Origin of the sequence: Corallococcus praedator, from assembly GCF_003612125.1 — a bacterium.
Classification (GTDB): Bacteria; Myxococcota; Myxococcia; order Myxococcales; family Myxococcaceae; genus Corallococcus; species Corallococcus praedator.
In genome coordinates, this window is record NZ_RAWI01001191.1 from 1 (window position 1) to 420 (window position 420).

Sequence of the window (420 nt, forward strand, 5' to 3'; positions counted from 1 at the left end):
GTAGGGGAGCGCGGCGGCGACTTCCGGGGGCTGTTCACGGGGGGAGCGTGCACGTCCGACGTCATGCTCCCATTATCCAGGACCCAGGCCCCGGAAGCATCGGTCATGTGGACTGCCGCCCTCCCCTACTGCGCGGGCTGGGAAGGGGCGGCCCTGGCCGGCTCAGACTCCGGAGCCGTGGCGGGCGAGGCCTGACGCAGGCGGCGCTGGGCCAACTGCGCCGCGCTGGAGCCGGGGGCCTCGGTGACGATCTGCCCGCAGACGGCGGCGGCCTCCTGGGTCCGGCCCTGGACGGACTCCGACTCGCAGAGCCGTGAGAGCAGGGCCAGCCGCTCGCTGCCGCTGGCTCCAGCCGCGAGCGCGGCGCGCAGCAGCTGGGCCTCCCGGGCGCGGTCACCCTGGTTCGCCGCGGCCTGGGCC

1 pseudogene is annotated in these 420 nt (G+C 76.0%); it reads right to left on the minus strand.

Going from position 1 to position 420, the window contains the following annotated elements:
- Positions 1 to 125: 125 nt before the first annotated feature.
- Positions 126 to 420 (minus strand): annotated as a pseudogene (locus D7Y13_RS46525) (zf-HC2 domain-containing protein); the annotation flags it as partial.